This is a genomic window from Kineococcus auxinigenes, from assembly GCF_050871525.1.
Lineage (GTDB): Bacteria > Actinomycetota > Actinomycetes > Actinomycetales > Kineococcaceae > Kineococcus.
The window spans coordinates 22269-42496 of sequence record NZ_JBKBCT010000022.1 but is presented as its reverse complement, the minus strand read 5'-3'; the positions used below and the strand labels follow the sequence as shown (position 1 = coordinate 42496).

Annotated in this window: 18 protein-coding genes; 7 read left to right on the top strand and 11 right to left on the bottom strand. The window is 78.9% G+C overall.

What is annotated here, in order from left to right:
• Positions 1–58: 58 nt before the first annotated feature.
• The 8 genes from ACRYR9_RS08665 to mtrA form a co-directional block, all read right to left on the bottom strand.
• Entirely contained in the window at positions 59–2407 is a 2349-nt protein-coding gene (locus tag ACRYR9_RS08665) for a putative bifunctional diguanylate cyclase/phosphodiesterase (RefSeq protein ID WP_432496142.1), read from the bottom strand.
• Between the two features lie 26 nt (positions 2408–2433).
• Positions 2434–3690, bottom strand: coding sequence for a winged helix-turn-helix domain-containing protein (locus ACRYR9_RS08660; protein ID WP_432496139.1), 1257 nt, complete (start codon positions 3688–3690; stop codon positions 2434–2436).
• A gap of 23 nt (positions 3691–3713) precedes the next feature.
• Complete coding sequence (locus ACRYR9_RS08655) at positions 3714–4409, bottom strand: response regulator (RefSeq protein ID WP_432496137.1); 696 nt, start codon at positions 4407–4409, stop codon at positions 3714–3716.
• 179 nt (positions 4410–4588) lie between these two features.
• Positions 4589–5356, bottom strand: a complete 768-nt coding sequence (gene hpf / locus ACRYR9_RS08650; protein WP_432496135.1) for a ribosome hibernation-promoting factor, HPF/YfiA family — start codon at positions 5354–5356, stop codon at positions 4589–4591.
• Positions 5357–5598: 242 nt separating this feature from the next.
• Positions 5599–6324, bottom strand: coding sequence for a ComF family protein (locus ACRYR9_RS08645; protein ID WP_432496133.1), 726 nt, complete (start codon positions 6322–6324; stop codon positions 5599–5601).
• A 144-nt stretch (positions 6325–6468) separates the two neighbouring features.
• A complete protein-coding gene (locus tag ACRYR9_RS08640; RefSeq protein WP_432496130.1) occupies positions 6469–8244 on the bottom strand; it encodes an LpqB family beta-propeller domain-containing protein in 1776 nt (591 codons plus the stop codon).
• Positions 8241–9914, bottom strand: a complete 1674-nt coding sequence (gene mtrB / locus ACRYR9_RS08635; protein WP_432496127.1) for an MtrAB system histidine kinase MtrB — start codon at positions 9912–9914, stop codon at positions 8241–8243. Before mtrB ends, ACRYR9_RS08640 begins: the two co-directional genes overlap by 4 nt.
• Positions 9911–10588, bottom strand: a complete 678-nt coding sequence (gene mtrA / locus ACRYR9_RS08630) for an MtrAB system response regulator MtrA (protein ID WP_432496125.1) — start codon at positions 10586–10588, stop codon at positions 9911–9913. Before mtrA ends, mtrB begins: the two co-directional genes overlap by 4 nt.
• Before the next feature lie 127 nt (positions 10589–10715).
• Here mtrA and ACRYR9_RS08625 point away from each other — a divergent pair, with 127 nt between their 5' ends.
• From ACRYR9_RS08625 to ACRYR9_RS08605, 5 genes are all read left to right on the top strand, one after another.
• Complete coding sequence (locus ACRYR9_RS08625) at positions 10716–11861, top strand: glycerophosphoryl diester phosphodiesterase membrane domain-containing protein (protein ID WP_432496122.1); 1146 nt, start codon at positions 10716–10718, stop codon at positions 11859–11861.
• Positions 11858–12526, top strand: coding sequence for a DUF4129 domain-containing protein (locus ACRYR9_RS08620; protein WP_432496119.1), 669 nt, complete (start codon positions 11858–11860; stop codon positions 12524–12526). The genes ACRYR9_RS08625 and ACRYR9_RS08620 overlap by 4 nt, the downstream gene beginning before the upstream one ends.
• Positions 12523–13722 carry a DUF4350 domain-containing protein gene (locus tag ACRYR9_RS08615; RefSeq protein WP_432496117.1) on the top strand — a complete coding sequence of 400 codons (1200 nt, stop codon included), beginning with the start codon at positions 12523–12525 and terminating at the stop codon, positions 13720–13722. The genes ACRYR9_RS08620 and ACRYR9_RS08615 overlap by 4 nt, the downstream gene beginning before the upstream one ends.
• Before the next feature lie 202 nt (positions 13723–13924).
• Positions 13925–14875 carry an AAA family ATPase gene (locus ACRYR9_RS08610; RefSeq protein ID WP_432496167.1) on the top strand — a complete coding sequence of 317 codons (951 nt, stop codon included), beginning with the start codon at positions 13925–13927 and terminating at the stop codon, positions 14873–14875.
• A gap of 19 nt (positions 14876–14894) precedes the next feature.
• Positions 14895–16202: a DUF58 domain-containing protein gene (locus tag ACRYR9_RS08605; RefSeq protein WP_432496115.1), complete on the top strand. Its 1308-nt coding sequence runs from the start codon at positions 14895–14897 to the stop codon at positions 16200–16202.
• A 37-nt stretch (positions 16203–16239) separates the two neighbouring features.
• On the opposite strand, the gene ACRYR9_RS08600 is transcribed toward ACRYR9_RS08605, so the two are convergent.
• Positions 16240–17238, bottom strand: a complete 999-nt coding sequence (locus ACRYR9_RS08600; RefSeq protein WP_432496113.1) for a stage II sporulation protein M — start codon at positions 17236–17238, stop codon at positions 16240–16242.
• 86 nt (positions 17239–17324) lie between these two features.
• On the opposite strand from ACRYR9_RS08600, the gene ACRYR9_RS08595 reads away from it, so the two are divergent.
• On the top strand, positions 17325–18209 hold the full coding sequence (locus tag ACRYR9_RS08595; protein WP_432496111.1) for an RDD family protein: 885 nt from the start codon (positions 17325–17327) through the stop codon (positions 18207–18209).
• Positions 18210–18226: 17 nt separating this feature from the next.
• Here the strand turns inward: ACRYR9_RS08595 and ACRYR9_RS08590 are convergent, their stop codons facing one another.
• Positions 18227–18982 (bottom strand): hypothetical protein, encoded by a 756-nt coding sequence (locus ACRYR9_RS08590; protein ID WP_432496109.1) that lies wholly within the window; start codon positions 18980–18982, stop codon positions 18227–18229.
• Between the two features lie 75 nt (positions 18983–19057).
• On the opposite strand from ACRYR9_RS08590, the gene ACRYR9_RS08585 reads away from it, so the two are divergent.
• Entirely contained in the window at positions 19058–19738 is a 681-nt protein-coding gene (locus ACRYR9_RS08585) for a helix-turn-helix domain-containing protein (protein ID WP_432496107.1), read from the top strand.
• Here ACRYR9_RS08585 and ACRYR9_RS08580 read toward each other — a convergent pair.
• On the bottom strand, positions 19719–20150 hold the full coding sequence (locus tag ACRYR9_RS08580) for a VOC family protein (protein WP_432496104.1): 432 nt from the start codon (positions 20148–20150) through the stop codon (positions 19719–19721). The genes ACRYR9_RS08585 and ACRYR9_RS08580 overlap by 20 nt on opposite strands.
• Positions 20151–20228 lie beyond the last annotated feature (78 nt).

Genomic DNA, 20228 nt, shown 5'->3' with positions numbered 1-20228 from the left:
GACGGACCGATCCGGTGGCGCTGCGTCGCACAGCGCTCACCGTGCGCTCGACCCCGGGTCACCCCGAGCGCCCCAGCAGACGTCGCACGTCCCGCGGGGGCACCACCTGCACCGGCACCGGCACCGAGCCCGCCGCGCCCTCGCGCAGCGCGGCGGGCACCTCCCCCGCCGGGCGCGGCCCCCCCAGCAGCAGCCCCTGGGCCACCACGCACCCGGCCTCCTGCAGCGCGCGCACCTGCCCGGTGCTCTCCACGCCCTCCGCCACGACGCCCAGGTCGAGGGCGGCGCCCAGCTCGCACAGGGTGCGCACCGCGGCCACCGCCGCCGGAGCCTGGTCGCCGTCCAGCTCCGCGACCAGCGAGCGGTCCAGCTTCAGCCCGTCGACCGGCAGCCAGCGCAGCGCGGCCAGCGAGGACCCCGCGGTCCCCGCCGGCACGTGGTCGGCGACGGCGAAGTCGTCCAGCACGATCCGCGCACCCGTGGCGCGCAGCTGCGCCAGCCGGGCCGCGAGCACGTCCGGGTCCGCCGACAGCACCTGCGCCGGCACGTCCAGCACCAGGGCGCCGGGCTCCAGGCCCGTCTCCGTCAGCGCGCGCAGGACGTCCTGCGGCCCCGAGCGCGACAGCGCGTGCTGCGACGAGAGGTTCACCGTCAGCGACAGGTCGGGGGACTGGCGACGCCACCGCACGGCCTGCTCGCAGGCCGCGCGCAGCACCCAGCGCCACAGCGCGTCCACCGCCGGCGAGCGCTCCGCGCCCGCCAGGAAGGCGCCCGGCTCCAGGACCCCGCGGGTGCGGTGCCGCCAGCGCAGCAGGGCCTCCAGGCCCACCACCGCGCCGTCGGACAGCCGCACCAGCGGCTGGTACACCAGCTCGAACTCCTCCTCGTCGACCGCCCGCTGCAGGTCCGACTCCAGCTGGCGCCGCAGGACGTCCGCGTCGTGCACGTCCGGCGCGAAGACCACCACCGTGCCCTGCGAGGGGTCCCCGGCACCGGCCGGGGAGCGCCCCTGGGCCTTGGCGCGGTACATGGCGCTGTCCGCGCGGCGCAGCAGCTCACCCGCCCCGACGCCCTCCGCGGCGACCGCCAGGCCGATGCTCGCCCCCACCCGCACCGACCGGCCGTGCACCTCCACCGGTGCGGTCAGCTCCGCGCAGACCCGCTCCGCCAGCCGCTGCGCGGCGCGCTCCGGCTCGTGGCTGCGCACGACCACGGCGAACTCGTCGCCGCCCAGCCGGGCGGCGAAGTCGTCACCGCGCAGGCAGCGGCGCAACCGCCGCGCCACCCGGCCCAGGACCTCGTCGCCCGCGGCGTGCCCCAGCGAGTCGTTGATCGCCTTGAAGCCGTCCAGGTCGATGAACAGGACGGCCGCCCCCAGCCCGTCGCCGGCCGAGGCGCGCAGCGCGACCTCGAGGTGGCGCAGCAGCGTCGCGCGGTTGGGCAGGTTCGTCAGGGAGTCCGTCGATGCCGCCTCGACCACGCGCACCGTGTCGGCGTGGCTCAGCGCGGTGCTGGCGTGCTCGGCGAACGCGCGCAGGACCGTGGCGCCCACCGCGTCCAGCGGCTCGGCCCCCGTCTCCACCACCAGGGCTCCCACGCCCCGTCCGTTGATGTGCACCGACGCGGCCGCCGGGCCCGCGCCGCCCACCACCACGCCGAAGCCCTCCACCCCCGCGGCCGCCGCCAGCGCCCGCTCCGGCGCGATCGCCGGGTCGCCCACGGCCGCGACCACGCGCAGGCGCATCTGCGAGCGGGGGTCGGCCAGCACCAGGGACACCGCCCGGGAGTCCAGCAGCTGCGAGGAGCTCGCGGCGATCTGCAGCAGCAGCTCCGGCAGGGGCCGGCGGCCGGCGACGGCGCGCTGGAAGCGCACCGACGTGGTGAGCACCTGCTCGCGCTGGGCCAGCGCCCGCTGCAGCCGGGTGCGCTCGGCGGCGCCGAGGGCGTCCTGGCGGCGCTGCGACCGCTCGCGCGCGCGCCCGTGCCCGGCCAGCACCACCAGCCCCAGCAACCGGGCCACCAGTTCCACCCCGCGCAGGTGGGAGGGGTCCACGAGCCCGTCGTGCACGCGCCCGACCACGATGCGCACGTCGACCAGGTCCGGCACCTCCACGACCACCGCGCGCACCCGCCCCAGCCCCGGCACGGCGAAGGTGCCGCCGCCGTCGCGCACCACGCGCGCCAGGCCGCGCTCCGGCAGGAACCGCCGGCCCAGCCCCACGCCGCCGCGGACGTGACCGCCCTCGCACACCGCGACCACGTCGGCGTCGACGAGGTCGGCGACGACCGAGGCCGCGCGCACCAGCACGTCCTGCTCGCCGTCGGTGCCGGACAGCTCCGCCAGCACGCGCTCGAGCAGGTCGCCGGCCTCGCCGAGGCGGCCGGGGGTCACCTCGGAGACGTCCACGGCAGGTGTGTCGGACGCCGCGCGGCTCACGTTGAGCCGAACGCCTCCACGTGACCCGAACGCCCCACGGCCCTTGACAACGCCTCCGCCAGGTCCCCGCGCCCGGCGACGGCCACCGAGCTCAGCCCCAGCCAGCGCGCCAGGTCCCCCAGCTCGGCGGCCAGCTCCTGCGCCGTGCCCGGCGGGGCCCCCGGCTCGCCCCACGCCGCCGGGACGCGCAGCACCCCACCGGGGGCGGCGCGGTCCGCCTTGAGGTCCACGCGCGCCGCGATCCGCTCCCCCAGCAGGAACGGCAGGACGTTGTAGCCGTGCACGCGCCGCTCGCGCGGCACGTAGAACTCCAGCCGCAGCGCCACCCCGAACAGCTCCTCGGTGCGCGGGCGGTGCCACACCAGCGGGTCGAACGGGGTCAGCAGCGCGCGGGCGCGCACCCGCGGCGCCCGCGCGTCCACGTGCCGGTAGACCGGCCGGCGCTGCGAGGAGGCCCACCCGCGCACCCGCACCGGCACCAGCTCACCGGCCTCGACCAGCTGCTGCACGGCCGGGCGCGACTGCTCCGGGCGCAAGCGGAAGTAGTCGCGCAGGCTCGGCTCCGAGGCCACGCCCAGGGCCCGCGCGGCGGTCGCGACCAGGGCGCGCACCGCCTCCTGCGGGTCGGGGTCCGGCGCCGCGGCGACCCCCGGCGGCAGCACCCTGCCGGTCAGGTCGTAGCGGCGCTCGAACTGCGGCGTGCGCCCGGACGCGGACAGCAGGCCGGCGAAGAAGAGGTGCTCGCAGGCCCGCTTCACCGCCGACCAGTTCCAGCCCCAGTGCTCGCCCGGGCGCGTGCCGCCCGGCGCGAGCGCCGCCTCCACCTGCCGGGCCGTGGCCGGGCCGTGCGCGGCGACGTGCTCGAGCACCGCGTCCAGCAGCTCCGGCTGCTCCACGGCGACGCTGCGCACGCTGCCCCACGCGTCCTGCGCGGCGCGCGCCATCCGCCAGCGCAGCAGGCGGTGCGTGGCGGGCGCCACGAACGACGCCTCGTGCGCCCAGTACTCCACCAGCCGCCGCGGCGGGCGCTGCGCCGCGCGGTCGAGCAGCTGCGCCGGGTAGGGGCCCAGTCGGCTGAAGAAGGGCAGGTAGTGGCTGCGGCACAGCACGTTCACCGAGTCGATCTGCACCACGCCCAGGCGCTCGACCACGCGGGCCACGTGCGCGGCGCCGGGAGCCGCCGGGCGGCGGGCGGCGAAGCCCTGAGCCGCGAGCGCCGCCCGGCGCGCCTCGGCCGCGCCGATCTCCTCCACGGCGGCCGGGCCGGCCGGCGCGCTCAGGACAGCTCCACGATCTTCTCCCGCACCGCGTAGACGACCGCCTCCATGCGCGAGTGCAGCTGCAGCTTCTCCAGGAGGTTGCGCACGTGGTTCTTGACGGTGTTCTCGCTGATGCCCAGGTGGCCGGCGATCTCCCGGTTGGCCATCCCCCGGGCCAGCAGGCGCAGCACGTCCAGCTCGCGCGGGCTCAGGCGCGGCGTGCCCACCACGCCCAGGCTGCGCTCCTCGTCGCGCCGGCGCATCGCCGCGAACTCCCCCAGCAGCAGGTCGGCCATCCTCGGGGTGATCAGCGACTGGCCGGTCACGACGGCGCGGATGGCGTCGGCGACCTCCTCGGCGGGCACGTCCTTGAGCAGGTAGCCGTTGGCGCCGGCGCGGACGGCGGCGAACAGGTCGTCCTCCTCCTCGGAGGAGGTGAGCATGAGGATGCGGGTGGAGGGGGCCACCGCCTTGATCTCGGCGCAGGCGTCGATGCCGGAGCGGCGCGGCATCCACACGTCCATCAGGACGACGTCGGGCAGGAGCTCCTCCACGCGCCCGACCGCCTCGGCGCCGTCGGACGCCTCGCCGACGACGTCGATGTCGTCCTCGGTGGACAGGACCATCTGCAGGCCGCGGCGGAACAGGGAGTGGTCGTCGACGACGACGACGCGGATCGCGTCGGTCCCCGCCTGCGGGCTGCTGCTGGGCACCGTTCCTCCTCGTGACGACGGCGGGTGGACCGCCGTCCGGGGATCCTGGCACGCCCGCGCCGCGCGCACCGTCCGCGACGCGCACCGCCCGTGCCGCACGACGGGCCGGCGGGGTGGCACCCCGCCGGCCCGCCCGCTGCCGGACCGGGCCGGGTCGGCTCAGGCCCGGCCGGACCGGCTCAGCGCAGTCCCGCGGCCACGGCGGCCAGCGCGGCGTCGGAACCGGCGCGGGCCGCGCCGTCCGAGCCCGCCGCTCCCGCGGCGTCCTCGTGCACGTCGAGGTGGATGACGCCGTAGTCCCAGCCGCGCCGGCGGTACACCACGCTGGGGCGGCCCGTGGCGGCGTCGACGAAGAGGTAGAAGTCGTGGCCGACGAGCTCCATCTCGTACAGGGCCTGGTCCAGGGTCATGGGCCTGGCCTCGTGCGTCTTCTCCCGGATGACGACCGGCGAGGCGTCGGCGGCGTCGTCGACCGGGTCGACGTCCTCCCCGGGCGGTCGCGATCCGGCCAGGGCCACGGGGGTCGGGACGTCGAGGTCGGCCGGCGTGTGGTCCGCCGGGACGGCGGCGGCCCCGGCCAGCGCCTCGTCGCTCAGACCCGGCGCCGCCGGCTGGCGGACGCTCTCGGGCCGGCGCCGGCCGTGGTGGACCTTCCGCTTGTCGCGGGAGCGCCGCAACCGCTCCATGAGCTTGGTGGTGGCCAGGTCGAGCGCGGCGTACGGGTCGTCCGCGCACGCCTCGGCGCGCACGACGGGGCCCTTGTCCCGCACGGTGATCTCCACCCGTTCGCAGCTGGCCAGCTGGCGGCGGTTGTTCTCGTGCGAGAGCTCCACGTCGACGCGCTGGGCGCGCGGGGCGAGCTGCGTGACCTTCTCCAGCTTCGCCTCGGCGTGGTGGCGGAACCTCTCCTTGACCTCGGTGTGCCGTCCGGTGACCACAACTTCCACGGGATGCCTCCCTCGCTCGCTGGGCGGCGCCGGCCGAGGGGCCGGCCCGCCTCGGACCGTCACCTCGTGCCGTGCAGCGGCTCCCCGGGGAGCGTGCTCAGCACAGGCAGCCGGTAGGGCCCGCCGGGAGCGCCGCGCGGAGCGCGCGCACCGTCGGGCACCGCCGGGGGCGAGACCGGCCTGACGCCGGATCCGGCTGCCATGCACCAACGCTAGACCCCCCACCCCCTCGATGCCCACGTCTACCGCGCCGCGCCCCCGCCGGCGGGGGCGGTCGGGGCGAGGACGGGCGAGGCGGCGGCGGTCAGGCAGGCCACCCCGACGACGGCCGCGCCGGCCGCGCGCAGCGCCCGCACCGCCTCGGTGGCGGTGGCCGTCGTGGTCGCCACGTCGTCCACGACCACGCACGGGCCGGCCGGCACGGGGCCGCGCACGCCGAAGGCGCCGGCGAGGTTCACCCGGCGCTCGCGGGCGCGCAGCAGGGTCTGGTCGGCCACCCCGCGGCGCACCCGCAGGACCCGCGCCACGGCCGTGGGACGGCCCGCGGCGCGCTCGCGGGCGGCGGCGCGGGCGGCGAGGTCGGCGACGAGGTCGCCGCCGCGGGCGCGGCGGCTGGCCCGGCGGGAGGGCACCGGCACCAGGCTCACGGGGGCACCCGGCGCAGGCAGCGCCCGCACGGCGGCGGCGATCGCGGCGGCGGCGACCGGGCGCAGCTCGGCGCGGTGGCGCTCCTTGACCCCCAGCAGCAGCTCGCGGGCGGGACCGGCGTGCGGTGCCGCCGCGCGCAGCGGGGTCCCGTCGGCCAGCTCCAGCACCACCGGCCCGGCGGCGAGGGTGCGAGCGCAGGCGGGGCACCAGGCCGTGCCCGGCCCGCCGCACCCGCCGCACGCGGCCTGCCACAGCAGGTCGGCGGCGGCCCGCAGCAGCGGCCCGGGACCGGTGGGGGCGTCGAGCGCGTCGGGGGGCACCTCGGCAGGCTGCCCCCTCGCCCGCCCGGGCGGCCCGCCGTCCACGGGCCGGCGCCCGCGCCGGGCGCTGCGGCGGCCGGTGGATCCCGCGGCGCGCCGCGCGGCGGCGGGCACGGTCGTGCGTCCCACCCCGGCCGGCCGGTCTCACCCCGGGTAGGAGGGGTGCCGTCCCGGGGCGAGGGGCGACCAGCCCGCTCCGCTGCGCACCAGCAGCCTGCCGTCGGCCGTGCCGACCACGAGGTCGTGCTCGCTCGCGCCGGCCGCGACCGACTCCGCGCCCGGCACCGGCGCCAGCCGCCGGGAGGGGCCGAGCACCTGCACGAGCAGCACCACCGGGTCCTCGCCGGCGGGCCGCACCAGCACGGCGACCCGGTCCTGGCCCAGCCAGGAGGCGTCCAGCACGCGGCCCGCACCGGGCACCAGCTCCGGCGAGGGGGCCCCCAGCCGTGCGGGGCGCCCGTCCGCACCGCGCACCACGGCGTGCACCCGCACCCGCACCACCCCCTCGCCGTCCTCGGCGAGGACCAGCAGCCGGGCCCCCTCGCGCGAGGCGCGGGCCCGCACGACGCGCCCGCCCAGGCCGCCGGCCGGCGGCTCCACCGCGGACGGGGCGGTGCGCGGGTCCGCGGAGGGCAGCACCGCGGGCGCGGCACCCGGCGCGGACGGCACCGCCCACACCCAGCCGTGCCGGTCGATCGAGGGCGGTGCGAACCCCTGCGCGGCACCGGCCACCGAGCCGGCCCCCAGGGACACCGCGGGGCCCGCCCCGCCCGCCGCGGACCGCTGGACCACCAGGGTGGCACCACCGCGCACCAGCCAGGCCCAGCAGGAACCGTCCCCGGCGGCCGCGGGGTGCTCGACGCCGGCGGCCGCGCCCGGCGCGCTCAGGCCCTGCACCGGACGCACGGCGCCGGCGGCCCAGCGCGAGGGCCCCGCCGGGCCGGCCAGCACCAGCCGGGGGTCGGGCACCGGCGGCGCTCCCGGCGGGTCCCCGAGGGGCGAGGGCCCCGCTTCGCGCGTCAGCTCAGCCCCCTCCACGCGCACCGCGACCTCCTCCACGCCCGGCAGCCGGGTCAGGCCGGCGCGCAGCTGGGCCAGCAGCAGCGCGCGCTGCTCGGGCGTGGTGCGCAGCGCCGGGGCGGTCAGGTCCACCACCGCCACGGCACCGGAGAGGGGCACCGTGCCGGTGCGCAGCCCGGTTCCCGCCGGGGCGCCGCTGCGCACGGCCGGCGCCAGCCAGGCCGAGGGTCCCGCGAGCAGCTCGGTGACCACCCGGGTGGCCGTGGAGGAGTCGTAGGCGAACCAGCGCACGTCCCCCACGAGCTGCGCGGCGCCGGCGGTGGTGGCGAAGTGCACCGGGAACGGGCGCAGCGACCGCGCGGCGTCCAGCTGCGTCAGCAGGAGCCCGTCGCCCGGCACGTCCACGCGCCAGCACCCGTCCTCGCGCACCAGGTGCAGCGTGCGCTCCAGCCGGGCCCCCGGGGGCCGCTGCGCGTAGCGGCCCCCGGCGTCGACGTCCGCCAGCGCGGGCGCCGAGACCCGCACCGAGGCGGTGCCGTCGGGGTGGGGGCCGTCGGTGAGCTCCACGGCGGGGTCCTCGCCCAGCACGGTCGTGGACACGTCGGGGCGCCAGGTGCGGCGCGCGGGGACGGACAGGAACTCGCGGGCGACGGCCTTCTCCGCCGCACCGGCCGCCGCCGCCAGCAGGAAGCCCCGCACCACCTCCACCGGCCCGGCGCCGTCCACCGGCCCCTTCGGCACCACCTGCAGCAGGCCCAGGCGGGGGTCGGCCTGCACCCGGGACCCGGCCACCACCGGGCCGGAGCGGGGCAGCCCCGCGCACCCGGTCGCCGCCGCCAGCGCCAGCACCACCACCGCGCGCCGCGGCGGGCGGGCGCCGCGCGCACCGGTCCCGCTCACGGCGCGCCCCCCGGCACGACGGCACGGCCGGCGGGCAGCGCCGCGACGGGCTCGCGCCAGCCCACCGGCACCACCGGCAGCGGCATCGAGCGCAGCGGCCGCCCCGCCGCCCGCGGCACCGTGAGCACGAAGTGGCAGCCGTGCCCGGGGCTGCCCCACACGTCCAGCCGGCCGCCGTGCAGCCGGGTGTCCTCCAGCGCGATGGCCAGGCCCAGCCCGCTGCCACCGGTCGTGCGCGCCCGCGCCGGGTCCGCCCGCCAGAAGCGGTCGAAGACGCGCGGCAGCTGCGCCGGGGCCAGCCCGACGCCGTGGTCGCGGACGCCCACCGCCACCGTCCGCTCGTCGCACACCACGGTCACCTCGATGGGGCGGGACTCGCCGTGCTCCACGGCGTTGCCGAGCAGGTTGCGCAGCACCCGCTCGATGCGCCGGGCGTCCACCTCCGCGGTGCACGGCGAGGCCGGCTCGGAGACCAGGACGGCGCTGCCGCGCCGCTCGGCGAGGGCCGCGGTGAAGTCCACCACGCGGTGCACGAGGGTGCGCACGTCCTGCGGGTCCGGCTCCAGGGCGGCGGCCCCCGCGTCGAAGCGGCTGATCTCCAGCAGGTCCGCCAGCAGGGTGTCGAAGCGCTCCAGCTGCGTCATCAGCAGCTCCGCCGAGCGCGCCGCGACCGGCTCGAAGCCCGCGCGCGCGTCGTGCAGGACCTCCCCGGCCATGCGGATCGTGGTCAGCGGGGTGCGCAGCTCGTGGCTGACGTCCGAGACGAACCGCTGCTGCAGGCGCGAGAGCTCCTCCAGCCGGCCGATGTGCTGCTGCATGCCCGCGGCCATCTCGTTGAAGGCGCCGGCCAGACGGGCGAAGTCGTCGCTGCCGCGCACCCGCATCCGCTCGTCCAGGCGGCCGCCGGCGAGGCGCTCGGCGGTGCCGGCGGCCTCGCGCACCGGCTGCACGACCAGGCGGGTCACCACCCACGCCACCGTGCCCACCAGCACCACCAGGGCCAGGCCGCCGCCGGCGAACGTCCTGCGCACCAGGGCGGTGGTGCGCTGCTCGCTGGTCAGCGGGTACACGAAGTACAGCTCGCGCTCCCCCGCGCGCGGCAGCGTCACGGTGGAGCCGACCACCAGGCTGGGCGCGCCGGTGCCGCCGGACAGGTCCACCAGCTGCACCTGCTGCACGTCGGTGGAGGTCACGGCCCGGCGCAGCCCGGCCGGCACGCCGGCCGGGGACAGCCCCTCCGAGGCGAGGTCGCGCACCGGGGCGGCCCCCTCGGCGCTCCCGCCCGCGCCCAGCAGCAGGACGCCGCGCAGCCGGTCCGGCCCGGGGCCCTCCAGCGCCGAGACGACGTCGCCGGCGAGCTGCTCGACGTCGGCGGCGGTGCGCGGCGTGGAGGCGTCGAACTGCGCCTGGGCCGTCGCCGCGGCGCGCGCAGCGTCGGCCAGGGCCACCCGCCGGCGCTCTTCCACGAGCCCGTCGGCGACGGCGTCCAGCAGGTACGTGCCGACGGCGACGGCGACCAGCAGGCCCAGCGCGGTCGTGGTGGCCACCACGCGCAGCTGCAGCGAACCGCGCCACCGGCGCAGCACGCCCCGCAGCGCCCCGCGCCGCAGCGCGCGCACCCGCAGCGCCCGTGCGCCGCGCGGCCGGCCGAGCGCGCCGGGCGCCCTCACAGCGGTCCCGCGCGGTACCCCACTCCGCGGACCGTCACGACGATCTCGGGGTGCTCCGGGTCGCGCTCGATCTTCGAGCGCAACCGCTGGACGTGGACGTTGACCAGCCGGGTGTCGGCGGCGTGCCGGTACCCCCACACCTGCTCCAGCAGCACCTCGCGGGTGAACGCCTGCCACGGCTTGCGCGCCAGCGTCACCAGCAGCTCGAACTCCAGCGGCGTCAGCGGCAGCGGGCGCCCCTCGCGGCGCACCGAGTGCCCGGCCACGTCGATGGTCAGGTCCGCGATGCGCAGGGTCTCCGGCGGGCGCTCGCCCGCCGAGCGCAACCGGGCCCGCACCCGCGCCACCAGCTCCTTCGGCTTGAACGGCTTGACGACGTAGTCGTCGGCCCCCGCCTCCAGGCCCAGCACCACGTCGACCGTGTCGCCCTTGGCCGTCAGCATGACGATCGGCACCCCGGACTCGGCCCGGATGCGGCGGCACACCTCCATGCCGTCGGTGCCCGGCAGCATCAGGTCCAGCAGCACCAGGTCCGGGCGGGTGGCCCGGAACGCCTCCACCGCCGCGTCGCCGTCGGCGCAGAACCGCGTCTCCAGGCCCTCGCCCCGGAGCACGATCCCCAGCATCTCGGCGAGGGCGGTGTCGTCGTCGACCACCAGCACGCGTCCCCTCATGGGGCCATCCTGCCCGCCGCGGCGCCGGTCGGGGGCGTGGCCACGCCCGGCAGGGCCCCGCAGCGGTCCGCCGACGCGCCGCAGGGCCTCTGGCACGATGGGCCCAGGACGATCGAGGGCAGGGTCGATGAGCCAGTGGCAGGGCCCGGACGAGCCGGGCAGCGGGTGGGCCTCCCCCGGGTGGGGCGAGGGGCCGGACGGCACCCCGGGCGGCGCCGCACCGCAGGCCCCCGGCGCCCCGGGCCCCGGGGCGCCCGCCGGCGACGGCTGGGCGGGTGCCGGCTGGCGCGACGCGCCCGGCGGGCCGGGCGCCCCCGCCGCGCAGCCGGGCATCGTCCCGCTGCGCCCCCTGGGCCTCGGCGAGATCTGGGACGGCGCGTTCCGCGCCTTCCGGCAGAACCCGCGCGTGATGGTGGGCCTGTCCGCGCTCGTGGTCGTCGTCACCTCGGTCGTCACGCTCGTGGCCTCCGTCGTGGCCACGCAGGACCTGGTGCGCGCCACCACCGGCCTGGAGACGGGCACCGGGGACGCTGCGCAGGTGCTCGACGCCCTGCAGACGTCCGTGCCGCTGGTCGTGGTGAGCAGCCTGCTGCAGGTGGTGGCCGTGCAGGTGCTCAACGGCATGCTCATCCTCAGCGTCAGCCGTGCCGTGCTGGGGCGCACCATCTCCCTGGGCGAGCTGTGGCGGGCGAGCCGGCGCCGGCTGGGCGGTCTGCTGCTGCTGGCCGTGCTCGTCACCCTCGCCAGCGCCGCCGGGGTCGTGGCGGTGCTGCCCGGCGTGGGCGTGCTGGCGCTGGCCGACGGCGCGGCGGCCACCGCCACCGGCGCCGTGCTGCTGCTGGTGGGGCTGCTGGGCTGGGTGGCGATCGCCCTGTGGCTGTGGGTGAAGTGGTCCATGGCCACGCCGGTGCTGCTGCTGGAGGGGCTGTCCGTGCGCCGGTCCCTGGGCCGCTCGTGGCGCCTGACCCGCGGCTCGTTCTGGCGCACCCTGGGGATCCTGCTGCTGACGGCGGTGGTGGTGGGCGTGCTGGTGACGGCGGTCGCCACGCCGTTCACGCTGGTGGGCACCTTCCTGGCGGCCGCGCTGAGCACGACCACCGCCGAGTGGACCGGCCTGGTCCTCTCCCAGGGCGTCGGCACGCTGGGCTCGATCGTCGGCTCGGTCGTCGGGTACCCCTTCCTGGCGTCGGTGACCGCGCTGGTGTACGTGGACCTGCGGGTGCGGCGCGAGGGCCTGGACGTGGAGCTGCACCGCGCCGCCTCGGGCGGGTGAGCGCGCTGCCCGCCGCGGGCGCGCCGGTGCTGCCCGGGCGCGAGGAGGCCCGCCGCCTGCTCGCCGAGGAGCTGGCCGGGCGCGAGTACCGCGAGGAGTCCGGTTCGTGGCTGGTGCGGGCCTGGGACTGGCTGGTGCAGCGGCTCAGCGAGGTGCAGGTGCCGGGTGTGGGCACCGGCCTGACCGCGGTGCTCGTCGTGGTGGTGCTGCTGGTCGCCGTCGTCGTGGTGGTGCTGCTGGTGGCGGGGCCGCTGCGCCGCAGCGGCGGCGCGCAACGGGCCGAGGAGGTCTTCGAGGCCGGGCCGGAGCCCGCGTCGGCGCACGTGCAGCGCGCGGACGAGGCCGCTGCGGCGGGCCGCTGGGACGTGGCGGTGGCCGAGCGGTTCCGGGCGCTGGTGCGCTCCCTGGAGGAACGGGCCCTGCTGGACAGGCGCCCCGGGCGCACCGCGCACGAGGTCGCCGTGGAGGCCGCCGCGGCCCTGCCCGGGTGCGCGGCCGGCCTGACCCGCGCGGCGCGGGCCTTCGACGACGTGCGCTACGGCGGGCGGCCGGCCTCGGCCGCCACCGACGCCGACCTGCGCCGGGTGCTCGAGGAGGTGGCCGCCGCGCGGCCCCTCGACCCGGTGGCGCCCGGTGCCGGGACCGGGGCCGGGGCCGGGCGGTGAGCGCGCTCTCCGCTCCCGCGACCGGCGCGGCGGGCCCCCTGGACGGTCCCGCCGGCGCGGGCGGTCCCCGCCGGGCGTGGCGCGGGCCGCTGCTGGTCGCCGCGCTCGTGGTGGCCCTGGTGCTGCTGCTGACCCTGCTGACCCCGCGCACCTCGCGCGAGGCCCTGGCGGCGGACTCCACCGCCCCGCAGGGCGCCCGGGCCGTCGCGCAGGTCCTGCAGCAGCAGGGGGTGCGGGTGCGCCAGGAACGCACCTTCGACACCGCCCTGACCGCGGTGCGCGAGGGCGGCCCGGGCACCACCGTGCTCGTCACCGACCCCGAGCTGCTGGCGCGGGAGCGCTGGGAGGCGCTGGCCGCCGCGGGTGCCCGGCTGGTGCTCGTCGAGCCCACGGACACCGCCCTGGACGCCCTGGGCGACGTGGCCGAGGGGGTGCGCGCGACCGGCACCCGGGACGCGCGCGTGCTGGGACCGGGCTGCGACGCCCCCGCCCCGGCGGCGGCCGGCGCCGCGCGGGCCGGGGGCCGCACGTACGCGCTGCGCACGGGCACCGACGGCACCACCTGCTACGGCGGCTCCTACGTGCGGCTGCCCGCCGACCCGGCCACCGGCCGCGCCGAGCTCGTCGTGCTCGGCCAGGGCGACGTCCTGACCAACCGCTACGCCGCCCTGCAGGGCGACGCGGCGCTGTCGCTGCGCACGCTGGGCGCCTCCCCGACCGTCGTCTGGTACCTGCCGGACCCGCTGGACACCGAGTTCCCGGTGGTGCCGCTGACGTCCCTGGCGCCGGGCTGGGTGGCGCCGGCCGGCGCGCTGCTGCTGGTGGCCGGCCTGGCCACCGCGCTGTGGCGGGGCCGGCGCCTGGGCCGGCTGGTGAGCGAGCCCCTGCCGGTGGTGGTGCGCGCCGCGGAGACCGTCGAGGGGCACGGGCGGCTGTACGCCGGCGCCCGGGCCGGCGACCGGGCCGCCGGGGCGCTGCGCGCGGCGACGCTGCGGCGCCTGCGGCTGGTGGTGCGGCTGGACGCCGCCGCGGGCGCCGGCGACGTCGCCGACCAGGTGGCGCGGCTGACGGGCACCCCGGCGCAGCAGGTCCTGGCCCTGCTGGACGGGCCCGCACCGGCCGACGACCCCGCGCTGGTGCGGCTGGCCACCGACCTGGACGACCTGGAGCGGCGGGTGCGCGCGTGCAGCACCTGACCGGCTCCCCCCTCGGACACCCCGACTCCCCCGCACGGAAGGGCAGCACGTGAGCGACACCCCGGCAGGACAGCCCGGCAGCACCCCCCTGGACGGCACGACGGCCCCCTCGAACGGCACGACCGGCCCGGTGGGCCGCGCGGCGGGGGCCACCGCCGCCTCCGCCGTCCCCGCGGTCGCGGCACCGGCCGACGGCCCCGGCGTGGAGGAGGCCCGCGACGCGCTGCGAGCGGTGCGCCAGGAGGTCGCCAAGGCCGTCGTGGGCCAGGAACCCGCCGTCACCGGCCTCGTCATCGCGCTGCTGTGCCGCGGGCACGTGCTCCTGGAGGGCGTGCCGGGCGTGGCCAAGACGCTGCTGGTGCGCACGCTGGCCGCGGCGCTGGAGCTGGACACCAAGCGCGTGCAGTTCACCCCCGACCTCATGCCCGGCGACGTGACCGGCTCGCTGGTCTACGACGCGCAGACCGCCCGGTTCAGCTTCCGGGAGGGCCCGGTGTTCACGAACCTGCTGCTGGCGGACGAGATCAACCGCACGCCGCCGAAGACGCAGGCCTCGCTGCTGGAGGCCATGGAGGAGCGGCAGGTGTCCGTCGACGGGGTGCCGCGCCCGCTGCCGTCGCCGTTCATCGTGGCCGCCACCCAGAACCCCGTGGAGTACGAGGGCACCTACCCGCTGCCCGAGGCGCAGCTGGACCGGTTCCTGCTGAAGCTGACCCTGCCGCTGCCCGCCCGGGAGGACGAGGTGGAGGTGCTGGCCCGGCACGCCGCCGGCTTCGACCCGCGCGACCTGGCCGCCGCCGGGGTGCGGGCCGTGGCCACCCCCGCGCACCTGGAGCTGGCCACCCGCGCGGTGCGCGCGGTGCAGGTCTCCCGGGAGGTGCTCGGCTACGTCGTCGACGTGTGCCGGGCCACCCGCTCCTCCCCCTCGCTGGCGCTGGGCGCCTCCCCGCGCGGGGCGACGGCCCTGCTGGCCACGGCGCGGGCGTGGGCGTGGCTGTCGGGCCGCGACTACGTCTCCCCCGACGACGTCAAGGACCTGGCCCGGCCGACGCTGCGGCACCGGGTGCAGCTGCGCCCGGAGGCCGAGCTGGACGGCGTCAGCGTGGACGCGGTGCTGGACTCGGTGCTCGGCGCCGTGCCCGTGCCGCGGTGAGCGCCGCGGGGAGCACCCGGTGGCGCTGACGGGGCGGGCGCCGCTGCTGGTGCTGCTGGGGCTGGCCGCGCTGGCGCTGCGACCCGGCTGGGGCGCGTTCTGGGCGTGGCTGGTCCTGTCGGCGGTGCTGGTGGGGGTGGACGTCGCGCTGGCCGCCTCCCCGCGGGCGGTGTCCGTGCAGCGTTCGCCGCTGCCGGCGGTGCGCCTGGGCGAGCCGTGCACCGCCGAGCTGCTCGTCGCCAACACCGGCCGGCGGCGCGCGCGGGGCGTCCTGCGCGACGCGTGGCAGCCCTCGGCGGGCGCGCGCGGCGAGCGGCACGCCCTGGACCTGCCGCCCGGGGAGCGCCGCCGGCTGAGCACGGTGCTGGTGCCGACCCGCCGCGGGGACCGCTTCGCCGACCGCGTCACCGTGCGCTGCACGGGGCCGCTGGGCCTGGCGTCCCGGCAGCGCTCGCGCCCGCTGCCGGGACGGCTGCGGGTGCTGCCGCCGTTCACCTCCCGCCGGCACCTGCCCTCCCGGCTGGCCCGGCTGCGGGAGCTGGACGGGCGCAGCGCCGTGCAGCACCGCGGGCAGGGCACCGAGTTCGACTCGCTGCGCGACTACGTCGACGGCGACGACGTGCGCTCCATCGACTGGCGGGCCACCGCGCGCCGGCAGTCCGTGGTGGTGCGCACCTGGCGCCCCGAGCGCGACCGGCGGGTGCTGCTGGTGGTGGACGCCTCGCGCACCGCGGCCGCGCGCATCGGCGGCGGTCCCGGCGGGGTGGAGGTGCGCCTGGACGCCGCGATCGAGGCGGCGCTGCTGACGGCGGCGCTGGCCGCGCGCGCCGGCGACCGGGTGGACCTGGTGGCGCACGACCGCGCGGTGCGCGCACGGGTGCGCAGCGGTTCGCGCACGGGCCTGCTGCCGGAGCTGGTGGAGGCGCTGGCGGGGCTGGAGCCGTCGCTGGTGGAGGCGGACTGGGACGCGGTCACCGCCCAGGTGCGCTCGATGGCGCGCCAGCGCGCCCTGGTGGTGCTGCTGACGGCCCTGGACACCTCGGTGCTGGACTCCGGGCTGGTGACCGCCCTGGAGCAGCTCGCCGCCCGGCACACGGTGGTGCTGGCGGCGGTGGACGACCCCTCGCTGGTGCGGCTGGCCCGTGCGCGCGCCGACGCCGAGCAGGTGTACACGGCGGCGGCCGCGGAGACCGCGGCCGCCGAGCGGGAGGCCACCGCGGCGCTGCTGGCCCGGCTGGGGGTGGAGGTGGTGCACGCCGCCCCCGACGAGCTGGCCCCGGCGCTGGCCGACCGCTACCTGGCGCTGAAGGCGGCCGGGCGGCTCTGAAGCGGCCCCGACGCCGCCCGGGCCGCCCGGTGGGGGGTCAGCCGCTGACGGGCGCGGCGTCGCCGGCGGAGCGGGCGTCCACGTCACCGGTCTCGCCGGCGGCGGCCGCGGGCCGCCCCAGCAGGAGCACGTACAGCAGGAACGCGACCTCGGCCAGCACGCCGATGCCCACCCGGGCCGCGGTGGGCAGTTGCGAGGGCGTCACGAACCCCTCGATGAGGCCGGAGACGAACAGCACCACCACCAGGCCCAGGGCCAGGCCGACCATGGCGCGCCCCTCGACGGCCAGGGCCTGCGCGCGGCTGCGCGGCCCGGGCGCCACCCACGTCCAGAACAGCTTCATCCCGGCGCCGGCGGCCACGAACACGGCCGTCAGCTCCAGGATGCCGTGGGGGGCGATGAGGCCGAAGAAGACCTCGCCGCGCCCGTTGTCGACGAGCAGACCGCCCTGCAGCCCGACGTTGAGGGCGTTCTGCGTCAGGGCCACCAGCACGAACACCCCCGTGATGCCCAGCACGACGCAGGTGGCGGCGACCATCGCGTTGTTCGTCCACACCCTCCCCGCGAAGGAGGCGTTGGCGTACTCGGAGTAGTAGCCGGCGAAGTCCTCCTCGACGAGGCGGCGGATGTCCTCGCGGGAGCCGAACAGGCTGGCCTGGGCCGCGGGGTCGCCCGCGATCCACGCGCCCGCCGCCACGGCGAGCACCGCGGTGTAGGCGGCGGCGGCGGTGGACCACCACCGCACCCGCCACAGCGCCGCGGGCAGCCCTCGGCCGACGAAGTGTCCCAGCTGGCGCCAGGAGGTGTAGCGCGAGCCGGTCAGCCGCGAGCGCGCCCGCACCAGCAGCGTGGACAGCTGGTCCAGCAGCACCGGTTCGGACTGCGCCGAGCGCAGCACCGACAGGTGGGTGGCCGTGCGCTGGTACAGGCGCACCAGCTCGTCGGCCTCCTCGCCGGTGAGGTGGCGGCGGCGCACCAGCTCGCGCAGCCGCGCCCACTCCTGCTCGTGCACGGCCCGGAAGGCGTCGACGTCCACCCGGCCACAGTAGTGAGCACCACCGCCGCCGGCGGGCACCGCGGCGGGACCGGCCGGGGCGCCCGGCCGGCGGGTACGGTGCCCCGGTGGCACCGACCGACGTCCCGCGGCCCGCCGCGCACCCGGCTCCCGCGCCTCCCGCCGGGCCCGTGCCGCCCACCGGTGCGCGTCCGGTGGACCCCGTCGGCGACGTCGTCACCGGCGAGGCGGTGGTGCTGGGGCTGCGGGCGGCGTCCTTCGCGTCCCGGCTGCTGTCCGCGGCGATCGACGCGGTCGCGCACCTGCTGGTGCTCGGCGCGCTGCTGTACGTCTCGCAGGCCCTGCTCTCCAGCACCGACGAGGCCGCGACCGCGGCCGTCGTGCTCGCCGAGACGGTGCTGTGCCTCATCGGCATCCCGACGGCCGTGGAGACCGCCACCCGCGGCCGGTCGCTGGGCAAGCTGGTGGCGGGAGTGCGGGCGGTGCGCGACGACGGCGGCCCGGTGCGCTTCCGGCACGCCGTCGTGCGGGCCCTGGCCGGGTTCTTCGAGCTGTGGGCGCTGGCCGGCAGCCCGGCGATCGTCTGCGCGCTGCTGACCAGGCGCGGCAAGCGCGTGGGCGACCTGCTGGCCGGCACCTACGTGGTGCGCGAGCGCACCGCCGCGCGGCACGTGCCGCTGCCGCCGATGCCGCCGGAGCTGGCGGGCTGGGCGCGGTCGGCGGACATCGGCCGCCCGCCCGACGGCACCGTGCTGGCCGCCCGGCAGTTCCTGGCCCGGGCGGGCTCCCTGCACCCCTCCTCGCGCACCGCGCTGGGCACGTCGCTGGCGAGCGCGCTGCTGACGCACGTCGCGCCGCCGCCCCCGGCGGGCGCCGACCCGGAGCGGTTCATCACGGCGGTCCTGGTCGAGCGGCGCGACCGCGAGCTGACCCGCCTGCAGCGCAGGGCCCGGCGCACCGCCGAGCTGGAGCGCTCGGTCGTGCGGCGCTGAGCACCGGGCGGGGCGCGTCAGAGCTCCACGTCACCGCCGAAGTCCCCGCCGAAGTCACCGCCGTCGCCGAACCCGCCGCCGAAGTCCCCACCGCCGTCGCCGTAGCCGTCGCCGTAGCCACCACCGGCGCCCTCGTCGTACCCGCCGTCGGCGGCGCCGGAGCCGTCGTCGTACCCCTCGTCGTAGCCGGCCTGCTCGCCCGCCTCGTAGGCCTGGTCGTCGCCGAAGTGCTCGTTGCCGAAGTCGTCGGGGATGAGGGCGTCGGCGATGGCGGTGCCGACGAACGCGCCGGCGACCCCGGCGAGCAGGCTGCCGCCCAGGCCCGTGCCCATGCCGACGCCGAACCCACCGCCGCCGAACCCGCGCCCGTACCCGCCGCCGTAGCCCCCGCCGTAGCCGGGACCGCTGTTGAAGACCTGCACGAGGGTGCCCGGGCGGCGCACCTCAGCGCGGGTGGCGGTGCGGGCCAGCGAGGTCGCGTCGTCACCGCGCAGCTCCGAGGCGGGCACCACGGCGGACAGCTGCTCCAGGACCTGCCGGCGCTGCTCGGGCGTCAGCTTCGCGAAGGCCTCGGCGTGGGCCTGCTCGACCTGGTCCGGCGGCGCGGTGCGCAGCATGTACCGGTAGCGGGCGATCGCCGCCTCGTCCGTGCCGGCAGCGACTCCCGCCGCCCCGCCGTGCGCGGGATGCGGGGCGCGGTGCGGTGCGGGTGGTGCCGGCGCCCACTGCTCGCGCTTCGGCCTGCGGCCCAGCAGCCGGTCCAGGAGACCCACGGCGCGTCCTCCTCGGTAGGGGGCTCCAGGCTGCACCGCGGCGGGCCGGTGCGCTCGTCCAGCACACTGGGCGGGGTGCACGAGGAGCGCGCGTCGGCGGTGCCCGGGGCGGTGCGGTGGACGCACCGGACGGTGCCCGGCGAGGCCCCCGGGCTGGTCCTGCCCGACGGCTGCGTGGACCTGCTGTGGTCCGGGCGCGAGCTGGTCGTGGCGGGTCCGGACACCCGTGCGCACGCCGGGGCGGGCGGCGGGCCGTGGGCCGGGGTGCGGCTGCCCCCCGGCCTGGCACCGGCCGTGCTGGGGGTGCCGGCGGTGCAGCTGCGCGACCGCCGGGTGCCGCTGGCCGACGTGTGGGGCGCCGCGCGGGTGCGGGAGCTCACCGAGCGCGTCGGCGCCGCCACCGACCCGGCCGCGGCCCTCGACGCGCTCACCGCCCACCTGGTGCACCGGGCAGCGCCCCCGGAACCGCTGGTGCGGCACGCCGCCCGGCTGCTGGCGCGGGGCCTGCCCGTCGCCCGGGTCGCCGGCGAGCTCGGGATCGGCGAGCGCCGCCTGCACCGCACCAGCCTGGCGGCCTTCGGGTACGGGCCGAAGACGCTCGCGCGCGTGCTGCGCCTGCAGCGGGCGCTGGCCGCCGCGCGGGCGGGGCGGCCGGCGGCGCTCGTGGCGGCCGGGGCCGGTTACGCCGATCAGCAGCACCTGGCGCGGGAGGTGCGGGCGCTGACCGGCACGACGCTCAGCCGGCTGCGCGGCTGAGCGCGGCGAAGAGGTCGACCGCGCCGCCGTCGGGGTCCAGCACGACGGCGTAGCGCTGCCCCCAGGCCGCGTCCCACGGCGGCAGGTGCGCGCCGGCCCCCGCCGCGACGAGGTCCGCGAACACCTCGTCGACGCCGGCGGGCGTGCCGCAGTCGAAGGCGAGGGCGGTGCGGTGCCCGCCGGTGGGCCGCGTCCAGCCGGGGTCGAAGGAGCGCACGACGTCCTCGCGGTCCCAGGCCAGGCGCAGCCCGCCCGGCAGGGTCGTCTCGACGTGGGGCAGCTCGTCGGCCTCGGCCGGCAGGTCCAGGCCGAGTCGCCGGTAGAAGGCGAGGGAGGCGGCCACGTCGGCGACGACGAGGCCGATCAGGTCCAGGCGGGGAGCGGGGCGGGCGTCAGCGGGTCGGGTGTCCACGGGTGCCACGGTGGCAGCCGCCGGGGCGGGCCGTCGTGGACGTTCCGGACACCACCGCACCGGCCGGGCCGCAGCCCG